Origin of the sequence: Streptomyces sp. NBC_00209, assembly GCF_045206345.1 — a bacterium.
In the GTDB taxonomy this organism is placed as follows: domain Bacteria; phylum Actinomycetota; class Actinomycetes; order Streptomycetales; family Streptomycetaceae; genus Streptomyces.
Map to the genome: position 1 here is coordinate 4,240,129 of NZ_CP108121.1, position 12,602 is coordinate 4,252,730.

The following is a 12,602-nucleotide window of genomic DNA, read 5'->3' on the forward strand; positions in this document are numbered from 1 at the left end:
CGGTGCTCCCCGTGCGGGAGGATGGGGCTTGTGACTGGAACGACTGGAACGCTCGTGCTCGCAGGGACCCCCATCGGCGACCTGGCGGACGCCCCGCCCCGCCTCGCCGCCGAGCTGGAGGCGGCCGACGTCATCGCCGCCGAGGACACCCGCAGGCTGCGCCGGCTGACCCAGGGACTCGGCGTCCACACCACGGGACGCGTCGTCTCGTACTTCGAGGGCAACGAGACCGCCCGTACGCCCGAACTCGTGGAGGCACTGGCCGGCGGGGCCCGGGTGCTGCTGGTCACGGACGCCGGGATGCCGTCCGTCTCCGACCCGGGCTACCGGCTGGTCGCCGCCGCCGTGGAGCAGGACATCAGGGTCACCGCCGTGCCCGGCCCGTCCGCCGTGCTCACCGCGCTCGCCCTGTCCGCGCTGCCGGTGGACCGGTTCTGCTTCGAGGGCTTCCTGCCGCGCAAGGGCGGCGAACGCCTCTCCAAGCTCCGCGAGGTCGCCCGCGAGCCCCGCACGATGGTCTTCTTCGAGGCCCCGCACCGCCTGGACGACACCCTCGCCGCGATGGCCGAGGTCTTCGGCGCCGAGCGGCGGGGCGCGGTGTGCCGGGAGCTGACCAAGACGTACGAGGAGGTCAAGCGCGGTCCGCTGGGCGAGCTGGCCGCCTGGTCGGCCGCCGAGCAGGTACGCGGGGAGATCACCGTCGTCGTGGAGGGCGCGGGCTCGACGGGCGAGGAACTGGACGCCGAGGAGCTGGTGCGCAGGGTGCGGGTGCGCGAGGAGGCGGGGGAGCGGCGCAAGGAGGCGATCGCCGCCGTGGCCGCCGAGGCGGGCCTGCCCAAGCGCGAGGTGTTCGACGCCGTCGTCGCGGCAAAGAACGCTGCTCGGACCGGCCACGACGACGGCAAGGGACTATCGTGAAAAGCAAAGCGAGAGCCGCGTTCCGGCCCCTTTGACCACGAGAAGGCCAAAACCGCTCCAACACTCGACAGGGCCCGGTGCGCTCCCGCCGGGGAAGGCGTCCACTGGAAGGCAGGGCGCATTCTCCGGAGTGCTTGTCCGACGGACAAGAGGAGCAGGCATGAGCGACACCACAGCAGCCACCGCACACGAGGCATACGCCTTCGCCTGCATGAGGTGCGGACACGGGTGGGAGCAGGCGTACGAGATAGAGCACCACGCCGACGCGTCGGGCCACGCCTACGTGGTCTACAAGGCGGACGGCGAACGCGTGCCCTCGCCCCTCTCCACCCCGACCTGCGCCAACTGCGGCGGGCACGTCGTGCGGATCATGCGGGCCGGCCGGGTCTCCAACATCCAGCAGTTCCTGCACAACCAGAACCGTTCCCAGCCCGCGGCCGGGCCGCTGGTCCCCGAGGAGCAGGCCGAGGAGCCGGTGGCCGCCACCGCCGCCCCGTCCGCCGGCCACCACTGGCACCTCTCCGACCTCCTCCACCCGTTCCGCAAGTGACCGCATAGGCCGGTGGGCCGCGGTCCTCGTACGATCGTGGCCATGAGCCGCACCGAAGCCCCGCCCCTGCCGGAACCCCTCCGGGTGCCGGTCGCCGATTCGCACACCCACCTGGACATGCAGGACGGCACCGTCGAGGAAGCCCTCGCGCGGGCCGCCGCGGTGAACGTGACGACCGTGGTCCAGGTGGGCTGCGACGTGAAGGGGTCCCACTGGGCCGCCGAGACCGCCGCCGCGCACCCCGACGTGCACGCGGCGGTGGCCCTCCACCCCAACGAGGCCCCGCGCATCGTGCACGGGGACCCGGATGGCTGGTCGCGTCAGGGCGCCCGGGAGGCCGGTGGCAGCGCCGCGCTGCACGAAGCGCTCGCCGAGATCGACGCGCTGGCCGCGCTGCCGCACGTACGCGGGGTCGGCGAGACCGGCCTCGACCACTTCCGTACGGGCCCCGAGGGCATGGCCGCCCAGGAGGAGTCCTTCCGGGCCCACATCGAGATCGCCAAGCGGCACGGCAAGGCCCTCGTCATCCACGACCGCGACGCCCACGCGGACGTCCTGCGCATCCTCGCGGACGCGGGGGCGCCCGAGCGGACCGTCTTCCACTGCTACTCCGGCGACGCGGACATGGCCCGGGTCTGCGCGGAGGCCGGCTACTTCATGTCGTTCGCCGGCAACATGACCTTCAAGAACGCCCAGCCGCTGCGCGACGCGCTGGCGGTCGCCCCGCTGGAACTGGTCCTGGTCGAGACGGACGCCCCGTTCCTGACCCCGGCGCCGTACCGGGGGCGGCCCAACGCCCCGTACCTGATCCCGGTGACGCTGCGGGCGATGGCGGCGGTGAAGGGCCTGGACGAGGACACCCTGGCCGAGGCGATCGCGGACAACACGGCGCGGGCGTTCGACTACTGAGCGGGGGCGCCCCGCGGGGCGCCTTACGCTTTACAGGTGAGTACCACTGAGCCCGACGCCCTTCTGGGTCCCGCAGACATCCGCGAACTGGCCGACACCCTCGGCGTCCGCCCCACCAAGCAGCGCGGGCAGAACTTCGTCATCGACGCCAACACGGTCCGGCGGATCGTGCGCACGGCGGAGGTCCGGCCGGACGACGTGGTGGTCGAGATCGGCCCGGGCCTCGGCTCGCTGACCCTCGCACTCCTCGAGGTCGCCGACCGCGTCGTCGCCGTCGAGATCGACGACGTACTCGCGGCGGCGCTGCCCGCCACCGTCGCCGCCCGGATGCCCGCCCGCGCGGACCGCTTCGCGCTGGTGCACTCGGACGCCATGCTCGTACGCGAACTGCCCGGCCCGCCGCCCACGGCGCTGGTCGCCAACCTCCCGTACAACGTCGCCGTACCGGTGCTGCTCACCGTCCTCGACCGCTTCCCCAGCATCGAGCGCACGCTCGTCATGGTGCAGGCGGAGGTCGCGGACCGGCTGGCCGCCCGGCCCGGCAACAAGGTCTACGGCGTGCCGTCGGTGAAGGCGAACTGGTACACGGACGTCAAGCGCGCCGGGTCCATCGGCCGCAAGGTCTTCTGGCCCGCGCCGAACGTCGACTCCGGGCTCGTCTCGCTGGTGCGCCGCACCGAGCCCGTGGCGACGACCGCGAGCAAGGCAGAGGTCTTCGCGGTGGTCGACGCGGCGTTCGCGCAGCGCCGCAAGACGCTGCGCGCGGCACTCGCGGGCTGGGCAGGTTCCGCACCGGCCGCCGAAGCCGCCCTGGTCGCGGCGGGCATCTCGCCGCAGGCGCGCGGGGAGTCCCTGACGATCGAGGAGTTCGCGGCCATCGCCGAGAGCAGGCCGATCGCCGAGAACAAGCCGGCCGCCGACGAGACCGGGAGCGCCCAGTGAGTGTCACCGTACGGGTCCCCGCCAAGGTCAACGTCCAGCTCGCGGTCGGCGCCGCGCGCCCCGACGGCTTCCACGACCTGGCCAACGTCTTCCTCGCCGTCGGCCTGTACGACGAGGTCACCGCCACCCCCGCCGACAGCCTGCGCATCACCTGCTCCGGGCCGGACGCGGCGCAGGTCCCGCTGGACGCGTCGAACCTGGCGGCCCGGGCGGCGTCCGCGCTGGCCGCGCGCCACGGCATCGCGCCCGATGTGCACCTCCACATCGACAAGGACATCCCGGTCGCCGGCGGCATGGCGGGCGGCAGCGCGGACGGCGCCGGCGCCCTGCTGGCCTGCGACGCGCTGTGGGGGACCGGCACCCCGCGCGAGGACCTGCTCGCCCTCTGCGCCGAGCTGGGCAGCGATGTGCCGTTCAGCCTGGTCGGCGGCGCCGCGCTCGGGACCGGCCGGGGCGAGCGGCTGACCCCGGTCGACGTCGGCGGCACCTTCCACTGGGTGTTCGCGGTGGCCGACGGCGGGCTCTCCACCCCGGCGGTGTACCGCGCGTTCGACCGCCTCACGGCGGGCACCCGCGTCCCGGAACCGGCGGCGTCGGACGCCCTCCTCGACGCGCTGCGGTCCGGCGACCCGAAGGCCCTGGCCGGCTCCCTGGGCAACGACCTCCAGGCCCCCGCGCTGGCCCTGCGCCCGTCCCTCTCCGCGACCCTGGCGGCGGGCACGGAGGCGGGCGCGCTGGCGGCCCTGGTCTCCGGCTCGGGCCCGACGACCGCGTTCCTCACGGAGGACGAGGCGACGGCCCACCGGGTGGCCGCCGCCCTCACCGCCTCCGGCACCTGCCGCACGGCGCGCACGGCGGCCTCCCCGGTCCCGGGGGCGACGGTCCTGTAGGCGCGGGCGGTCAGCCCACCCGTACAGGCGCTCAGCCCACCCGTACCGACTGCTTCGCCAGCTCGAACGCCGGCAGCATCTCGCCGTGCTCGTCCGAGTCCAGGCCGCCCAGGTGGACCACGACCGGTCCCTCCGGGGTGGCGAGGGCGAAGGCGTGGGCGGGGCGGTCCTCGTCCATGAGCTCGCTGTGGACCGTGTACGTCGCCTCGGTCAGCGGCTGCCCGTCACCCTTGACCTCCTTGTACGTGGCCCCGGAGGCGTTCTCGTCCGCCCCGACGAAGCCCTTCAGCGCCTCGCGCGGGGTGACGGTCGTGGCCTTCGCCCGCCACACCCGCAGGAAGCCGATCTGCCCGGCCGGCTTCGCGTCGATCTCGCAGGCCAGGGTGACCGGGCCCTGCTCGGCGAGATCGGCGAAATCCGAGTCCGGGTCGATCTCGACGGCCTTCGGCTTCCAGTCCTTCGCCAGGTCGAAGCTCACCGGAAGCTCGCAGCCGGAACCGGCGCCGCCGACCGTGCCGCCCTTGGCCGCGGTCCTCGCGGCCGGCGTCCCGGCGGACTTCGCGGGCTTCGCGTCCTCACTGGAATCCGCGTCCGACGAGCAGCCGGTCAGCGCGGCGGCGGCCAGCAGTGCGGGCACCAGCCCGCGAACCGTACGACGTGTCATGTCCCCACCCCTTGATCGTTGCGCGCAAGGTACACCGGGGCGGGGCGGACGCCCGTACGGAGGTCCGTGCGGCGGCGACTACGCTGGAAGGCCGGAGTCTTCCTCGTAGCTGGAGCGTTCGTGGCCGTCAACCTCATCAATGTCGAGCAGGTCAGCAAGGTGTACGGCACCCGTGCCCTGCTCGACGGTGTCTCCCTCGGCGTCTCGGAGGGCGATCGGATCGGTGTCGTCGGCCGGAACGGCGACGGCAAGACGACCCTGATCCGGATGCTCGCCCGGCTGGAGGAGGCCGACACCGGCCGCGTCACGCACAGCGGCGGGCTCCGCCTCGGCGTGCTCACGCAGCACGACTCGCTGGACCCCGAGGCCACCATCCGCCACGAGGTCATCGGCGACCTCGCCGACCACGAGTGGGCGGGCAGCGCCAAGATCCGCGACGTGCTGACCGGCCTCTTCGGCGGGCTCGGCCTGCCGGGCTTCGAGCACGGCCTGGACACGGTCATCGCCCCGCTCTCCGGCGGCGAGCGGCGCCGGATCGCGCTCGCCAAGCTGCTCATCGCCGACCAGGACCTGATCGTCCTGGACGAGCCGACCAACCACCTCGACGTCGAGGGCATCTCCTGGCTCGCCGGCCATCTGCGCGCCCGCCGCTCCGCCCTGGTCTGCGTCACCCACGACCGCTGGTTCCTGGACCAGGTCTGCACCCGCATGTGGGACGTGCAGCGCGGCACGGTCCACGAGTACGAGGGCGGCTACAGCGACTACGTGTTCGCCCGCGCCGAACGGGAGCGGATCGCCGCGACCGAGGAGGTCAAGCGGCAGAACCTGATGCGCAAGGAGCTGGCCTGGCTGCGGCGCGGCGCCCCCGCCCGTACCGCCAAGCCCCGCTACCGCATCGAGGCCGCCAACGAGCTCATCGCGGACGTGCCGCCGCCGCGCGACAGCAGCGAGCTGATGAAGTTCGCCAACGCCCGGCTCGGCAAGACCGTCTTCGACCTGGAGGACGTCACCGTCCAGGCCGGCCCCAAGACCCTGCTCCAGCACCTCACCTGGCAGCTCGGCCCCGGCGACCGCATCGGCCTGGTCGGGGTCAACGGCGCCGGCAAGACCTCGCTGCTGCGGGCGCTCGCCGAGGCCGCCCGCAGCGAGGGCGAGGTCCAGCCGGCCGCCGGGAAGGTCGTCGTCGGCAAGACCGTCCGGCTCGCCTACCTCTCCCAGGAGGTCCACGAGCTGAACCCGGAGCTGCGGGTGCTTGAGGCCGTCCAGCAGGTGCGGGACCGGGTGGACCTCGGCAAGGGCCGCGAGATGACCGCCGGACAGCTCTGCGAGCAGTTCGGCTTCGCCAAGGAGAAGCAGTGGACGCCCGTCGGCGACCTCTCCGGTGGTGAGCGGCGCCGGCTCCAGATCCTGCGCCTGCTGATGGACGAGCCCAACGTGCTCTTCCTGGACGAGCCGACCAACGACCTCGACATCGAGACCCTGACCCAGCTGGAGGACCTGCTCGACGGCTGGCCCGGCTCCATGATCGTGATCTCCCACGACCGCTTCTTCGTCGAGCGCACCACGGACCGGGTCATGGCCCTCCTCGGCGACCAGGCGCTGCGGATGCTGCCGCGCGGCATCGACGAGTACCTGGAGCGCAGGCAGCGCCAGGCCGAGACGGCCGTGCCCGCGGCCGCCCCGGCCGGCGGGCAGGCCGCCGCCCCGGCGCCCGCGGTCTCCGCGCAGGCGGCCCGGGCGGCCAAGAAGGAGCTCCAGAAGGTCGAACGGCAGCTGGAGAAGATGTCGTCCCGCGAGACGACCCTGCACGCGCAGATCGCCGAGAACTCCACGGACTTCGGGAAGGTGGCGAAGCTGGACGCCGAACTGCGCGAACTGGTCGCGGAGCGCGATGTGCTGGAGATGCGCTGGCTGGAACTGGCCGAGGACGCCTGAGCGTTGTAACGGGTGGGGCGGGTGGTACAAAGAACCCTCGCCCGGTGCGGGCCACGACCGTGCCGCTTTCACCACAGGGGGACGGGTCCGATGAGTCAGCCGCCCGGACAGCAGTCGCCGCAGGGCGAGTTCGGAGCACCGTACGATCCGGGGACCGGTCCGTACACCCAGCCGCCCGCCCAGCCCGGCTACGGCTGTCCGCCGCAGGGTTACGGACAGCCCCAGCCGGGCCCGTACCACCAGCAGCCCGGCCCGTACACGCAGCCGGGGCTGCACCAGATGCCGACCCAGCAGCAGTACCCGGCACCCCCGCCCGGCTCAGGCGGGCCGTTGCGGGGCCGGACCGGGAAGATCGTCGGGGCCGTGCTCGCCGTGGTGCTCCTCGCGGGCGGCGGGATCTGGTTCGCCACCAGCGGCGGCGGGGACGACGACAAGCCCCTGGCCGGTCCCACCCACTCCGCGAAGCCCACCGTGGCGCCGTCGCCGACCAGGAGCGGCGCCACCGGGGAGCCGGTGGTCAGCCCGGAGGAGCAGGCGCGGACCATCAACGCCGGAGTCAAGTCCGGTGAGGCGAAGGTCCACTGGCTCCAGAAGGGCGGCGTCGACCTGCCCCCCAACGGCGAGGACGTGTACGGTCCCTGGTTCGCCGGGGACACCGTCGTGAAGGCGATGTACTACACGGTCTCGGGCTATTCGGTCTCCGACGGCACCCTCCGGTGGAGCTTCCGGCTCCCCGCCCGGATGTGCGGCGCGCCTTCGCAGCCGACCGCCGACGGCAAGATCGTCCTCGGGATCAGGCACGACACCGCGGACGACGCCCCCTGCGACTCGCTTCAGATGATCGACCTGAGGACGGGCAGGGCCGGATGGCACAAGACCTTCGTGCGCGAGGGCAACTGGGACGAGCTGTCCGACCTCGCGATGTCGATCAACGGCGGCACCGTGACCGTGGGCCGCGTCAGCAGGTCCGAGGGGTTCCGGGTCAGTGACGGCAAGCAGGTCTTCCGCGGGCAGCCCGGCACGTGCCAGCCGTACGGCTTCGCCAGCGGGCCCGTGGCCGTCGCGGCCACCAGCTGCATGAACTCCGCGTACGACTACAAGGACCAGCAGGTGCAGCGGATCGACCCGGCTACGGGGAAGGTCCTGTGGACCTACAAACTCAAGAAGGGCTGGAGGGTCTCGCAGTTCTACTCGGTCAGTCCGCTCGTCGTCTCACTGAAGCAGCCGGACAAGTGGGGCATCCTGGTCCTCAACGATGACGGCACCTACCGCACGCAGCTCTCCGGCGGTCCGGGTGACTACGCGCCCCAGTGCGACGAGGAGATGCGGGCGACCAGCAAGAACCTGGACGGCTGCATGGGCGTCGCCGCCGACGCGAACTCCTTCTACATGGGCACCAGGGCCGGAGTCGGTACCGAACGCGGCAACAAGATCGTTTCCTTCGACCTGAAGACCGGCAAGTTCCGCTGGTCGGCCAACTCGCCGGAGGGGCAGTCCGCCTTCCCCCTGGGCGTCGAGAACGGCAAGCTGCTGATGTACGTCAAACCGACCCTGAAGAAGGGCGGCGGCATCGCCTCCCTCCCTTCCGCGGGCGGCACCCCGCAGATGCTGCTGCGGCATCCGGCGTCGGGCGCCGAGATGGAGCTCGGCTTCATCGGGCCGTGCGTGGTGTACAGGGAGGGGCGCACCCTCCTGATGCAGACGAGGCTCAGCGGGATCGCCGGCGACGAAGAGGTGGACATGCGCTCCATGGTGGTCTTCGGCGGCTGACGGTCCGAAGCATCACGGCGGCATCACGGCCCGGTCCTCCCTTGGGCACAGGGGTGGACCGAACCGGAAGGCGCCCTCGGGTGGGTGGTACAAAGAAGTCCCGCTCGACTGACGTGACACTGCGGGATCCATGCCCGATTCGCTCCATTCCGTCGTGGTCCAGGGGGTCTTGCCCCCGGCAGCGGCGGGATCGCGGGGGAGTCCGGAACGGGCACCGGACCGCACGAAGGGGGACGCGCTGATGACCCAGCCGCCCGGACAGCAACCGCCGCAGGGAGGCTTCGGCGCTCCGCAGGAGCCGCCGCACGGGGTACCGCAGCCGCCCCAGGGCCCGCCGCAGACCCCGCCGCCGCCCGCCGCGCCGCCCCAGGCCCCCGCCGCGCCGCCCACGCAGCCGGGCTACGGCTACCCGCAGCAGCCCGGCCCGTACGACCAGCCGCAGCAGCCGGGCCCGTACGGTCAGCCGCAGCAGCCCGGCCCCTACGGACAGCCGCAGCCGGGCCCGTACACCCAGCAGCCCGGCCCGTACGGTCAGCAGCAGCCGGGTCCGTACGGTCAGCAGACGCAGCCCGGTTACGGCTTCCCGCCGCAGCAGCACCCCGGCGCGCCCGTGCCGCCCGGACCGAACGGCCCCGGCGGCGGCAACCCGTTCAAGGGCAAACCGGCCATGATCATCGGGGCCGCGGTCGCCGCGCTCCTGGTCATCGGCGGCGGCGTGTACTTCGCGACGAGCGGGGGCGACGGCGACGACGACAAGCCGGTCGCCAAGAAGAGCGAGCAGGTCAAGAAGCCGACCGGCTCGCCCACCGTCGACCAGGGCGACGGCAACGGCACCGGCCGGGAGGAGGACGACGACCTCAACAGCGGCCGCAAGGACGGCGAGGCCAAGGTCCTCTGGCTGCAGAAGAACGACGTCGACCTCCCGCGCAACGGCGCCACCGTCTACGGCCCCTGGATCGTCGGCGACACCATCGTCAAGGGCATGTACCGCACGGTCTCCGGCTATTCGGTCGCCGACGGCAAGCAGGCGTGGACGCTCAAGCTGCCCGCCGACATCTGCTCCGCGCCCGAGCAGACCACCACCGACGGCAAGATCGTCATCGCGATCAAGAACGGCACCACCGACAAGGCCGACTGCTCCGCCCTCCAGCAGATCGACCTCAACACGGGCAAGGCCGGATGGAAGAAGGAGGTCAAGAAGAGCGGCCTCTTCGACATGATGTCCGACCTCTCCATGGCCATCAGCGGCGACACCGTCACGGCCGGCCGCACCGGCACGTCCAACGCCTACCGGGTCAGCGACGGCAAGGAGGTCTTCGGCAAGCGGGGCGGCAACTGTGAGCCGTTCGCCTTCGCCGGCGGCCCCAAGCTCATCGCCGCGGTCAACTGCCGCACCGACGACATCGAGAACCCGCAGCAGGAGATCGAGGAGCTCGACCCCGGCACCGGCAAGGCGAAGTGGACCTACAAGCCGGCCCGCGGCTGGGAGATCGACAAGGTCTACTCGGTGTCCCCGCTCATCGTCTCCCTCACCAAGGGCGACAGCGACGACAAGAAGTGGAGCGTCATCGCGCTCCGCGAGAACGGCTCGCTGCGTTCCCAGCTGAACAGTGACAAGGGTGACAAGTTCGCCCCGGAGTGCGGCGGCGGCTTCTCCATCTTCGGCCAGCAACTCCAGGACTGCACCGGTGTCGCGGCCGACGCCAACACCTTCTACATGTCCACGACGGACGACACCAGCGGCTCCGCCCGCACCAACAAGGTCGTCGCGTTCAACCTGAACACCGGCAAGACGAAGTGGAAGTCGGACTCCCCCGCCGAGCAGACCATGAAGCCGCTCGGCATGGAGGGCGGCAACGTCCTGCTCTACCTCGACGGCGGCTACGGCAAGGGCGGCGGCATCGCGACCCTCTCCCCGGCAGGCGGCAGCCCGAAGACGGTGCTCAAGCACCCGGACTCCACCTCGGAGATCGAGCGCTCCTTCTACAACCCGAGGATCCGCTACGTGGACGGGCGTTCGTTCCTCACGAGCGGGCGGGTCAGCGCGAGCAACGACAAGGAAGAGCTGGAGACGAAGACCATGATGGCCTTCGGCAACTGACGGCTCACCCCCGCCCGGACGAACCCGACCGACCCCCTTCCCCGAGGTACGCAACGCCATGACCCAGCCGCCCCAGCAGCCACCCCACGACCCGCCCCAGGGCGGCTTCGGCGCGCCGCAGGACCCGCCCTCCGGCGGTTTCGGCGCCCCGCAGGACCCGCCCTCCGGCGGTTTCGGCGCGCCGACCCCGCCGCCGCCCCCCGGCCCGCCCCAGCAGCAGCCGGGCTACGGCTTCCCGCAGGACCAGCCGCCCACGCAGCCGGGCTACGGCTTCCCGCAGGCCCAGCCGCCCCAGCAGCCGCCCACCCAGCCCGGCTACGGCTTCCCGCAGCAGGGCCAGCAGCAGCCGTACGGCTACCCGACCGCCCCCATGCAACCGGCCTACCCGACGCCGCCGCAGAACGGCGGCGGGGGCGGGAAGAAGTTCTCCACCCAGGCACAGATCATCGTCGCGGCCGTGGTCGCGGTCGCCCTGATCGTCGGCGGCGGCATCTGGTACGCCTCCGGTGACGGGGACGGCAAGAAGGACGAGGCGGGCACCTCCGCCGGCACCTCCGGCGAAAACAAGGGCGGCGACGGCGGGAACGGGGGCTCCACCGGCGGCAAGGAGAAGGCCCCGGCCAACGTCGACGCGGCCGTCGGCTTCCAGCTCCCGCAGCCCAAGGTCACCGACGTCACCACCGTCGACGGCTCCTGGGTCACCGACAAGGCGTACGTGAAGTCGGGCATCAACGAGGTCGTCGGCTACGACCTGGACAAGGGCACCAAGCTCTGGTCGATCCCGCTGGACGGGCAGGTGTGCGGCGCATCGCGGCACATGACCAAGGACTACAAGACCGCCATCCTCTTCGAGGAGGGCAAGCGCACGAAGGCCGACAAGTACCAGAACTGCACCAAGGTCGGCGCCCTCGACCTCGCCACCGGCAAGCTGCTGTGGAGCAAGTCGATCACCGCCTCCAACAGTGGTGACCGCCCCGTCCGCTTCGCCGAGGTCACCCTCAGCGGCACCACGGTCGCCGCCGGCGGCACCGACGGCGGCGCCGCCTTCAAGCTGGCCGACGGCGCCGAGCTCTGGAAGCCGAAGGTCAGCACCGACGGCTGCTACGACCTCGGATACGGCGGTGGCGACGCCCTGGCCGTCGTCCGCAAGTGCGGTACGTACGACGACCCGCAGCTCATCATCCAGGCGCTGAACCCGACGACCGGCGCCCCGCTCTCCTCGTACAAGATGCCGGCCGGCGTCGACTACGCGAGCATCGTCTCCACCAAGCCGCTCGTCGTCGCCGCCGACGTCGGCGACACCGCCGGCGACGGCAGCAGCATCTCGGACTTCTTCTCGATCGACGAGACCACCGGGAAGCTGAAGATCCGCATCTCCGCCGACGCCGAGAAGTACGCCGCCAGGTGCGGTGCCACCGATGTCGAGCAGTGCCAGCACCTCGCCGTCGGCAACAACCGCATCTACCTGCCGACCGAGGAGCACGAGGGCACCGGCGAGAGCTTCAGCCGGACCAACGAGATCGTCTCCTTCGACCTCACCACCGGCAAGCAGACCGGCGACCGGGCCGACGCGGGCGAGAAGTTCACGATGTTCCCGCTGCGCATGGACGGCACCAACATCATCGCGTACCGGGAACCCCCGTACGACAAGGGCGGTGAGGTCGTCTCCATCGACGGCAGCACCTTCGAGCAGACGGTCCTGATGCGCAACCCGTCCGACGAGGCCGTCCGGGACGCGGAGACCAGCTTCACCGCGGACTACGCGGAGTTCCGCTACGAAAAGGGGCGCTTCTTCATCTCCGAGACGATGATCAGCGCACCGCGCAAGAGCTCGCTGGACGACAAGGAGTACCTGGTGGTGTCCTTCCACACCAGCTGAGCCCGCATCACATGTGGGGGTGGAACCGGCCGGTTCCACCCCCA

General features: G+C 71.8%; 10 protein-coding genes. 9 read left to right on the top strand and 1 reads right to left on the bottom strand.

Going from position 1 to position 12,602, the window contains the following annotated elements:
• Window positions 1–21: 21 nt before the first annotated feature.
• The 5 genes from rsmI to OG867_RS19370 all read left to right on the top strand — a co-directional run bounded on the left by rsmI (window position 22) and on the right by OG867_RS19370 (window position 4,209).
• Entirely contained in the window at window positions 22–918 is an 897-nt protein-coding gene (gene rsmI / locus OG867_RS19350; RefSeq protein WP_328900580.1) for a 16S rRNA (cytidine(1402)-2'-O)-methyltransferase, read from the top strand.
• Between the two features lie 160 nt (window positions 919–1,078).
• The gene (locus tag OG867_RS19355) at window positions 1,079–1,468 is read left to right on the top strand and encodes a hypothetical protein (RefSeq protein ID WP_328900579.1); all 390 of its coding nucleotides are present in this window, start codon (window positions 1,079–1,081) and stop codon (window positions 1,466–1,468) included.
• A gap of 42 nt (window positions 1,469–1,510) precedes the next feature.
• Window positions 1,511–2,377: a TatD family hydrolase gene (locus OG867_RS19360; RefSeq protein WP_328900578.1), complete on the top strand. Its 867-nt coding sequence runs from the start codon at window positions 1,511–1,513 to the stop codon at window positions 2,375–2,377.
• Between the two features lie 36 nt (window positions 2,378–2,413).
• Window positions 2,414–3,319 (top strand): 16S rRNA (adenine(1518)-N(6)/adenine(1519)-N(6))-dimethyltransferase RsmA, encoded by a 906-nt coding sequence (rsmA, locus tag OG867_RS19365; protein ID WP_328900577.1) that lies wholly within the window; start codon window positions 2,414–2,416, stop codon window positions 3,317–3,319.
• A complete protein-coding gene (locus OG867_RS19370) occupies window positions 3,316–4,209 on the top strand; it encodes a 4-(cytidine 5'-diphospho)-2-C-methyl-D-erythritol kinase (RefSeq protein ID WP_406286990.1) in 894 nt (297 codons plus the stop codon). Before rsmA ends, OG867_RS19370 begins: the two co-directional genes overlap by 4 nt.
• A 31-nt stretch (window positions 4,210–4,240) precedes the next feature.
• Here the strand turns inward: OG867_RS19370 and OG867_RS19375 are convergent, their stop codons facing one another.
• A complete protein-coding gene (locus OG867_RS19375; protein WP_406286993.1) occupies window positions 4,241–4,873 on the bottom strand; it encodes a lipoprotein in 633 nt (210 codons plus the stop codon).
• 120 nt (window positions 4,874–4,993) lie between these two features.
• On the opposite strand from OG867_RS19375, the gene OG867_RS19380 reads away from it, so the two are divergent.
• The 4 genes from OG867_RS19380 (at window position 4,994) to OG867_RS19395 (ending at window position 12,558) form a co-directional block, all read left to right on the top strand.
• Window positions 4,994–6,808: an ABC-F family ATP-binding cassette domain-containing protein gene (locus OG867_RS19380; protein WP_406286995.1), complete on the top strand. Its 1,815-nt coding sequence runs from the start codon at window positions 4,994–4,996 to the stop codon at window positions 6,806–6,808.
• 90 nt (window positions 6,809–6,898) lie between these two features.
• Window positions 6,899–8,578 (top strand): PQQ-binding-like beta-propeller repeat protein, encoded by a 1,680-nt coding sequence (locus OG867_RS19385; protein WP_406286997.1) that lies wholly within the window; start codon window positions 6,899–6,901, stop codon window positions 8,576–8,578.
• 241 nt (window positions 8,579–8,819) lie between these two features.
• Complete coding sequence (locus OG867_RS19390) at window positions 8,820–10,679, top strand: PQQ-binding-like beta-propeller repeat protein (protein WP_406287000.1); 1,860 nt, start codon at window positions 8,820–8,822, stop codon at window positions 10,677–10,679.
• Between the two features lie 58 nt (window positions 10,680–10,737).
• Window positions 10,738–12,558: a PQQ-binding-like beta-propeller repeat protein gene (locus tag OG867_RS19395; protein WP_406287002.1), complete on the top strand. Its 1,821-nt coding sequence runs from the start codon at window positions 10,738–10,740 to the stop codon at window positions 12,556–12,558.
• Window positions 12,559–12,602: the final 44 nt, after the last annotated feature.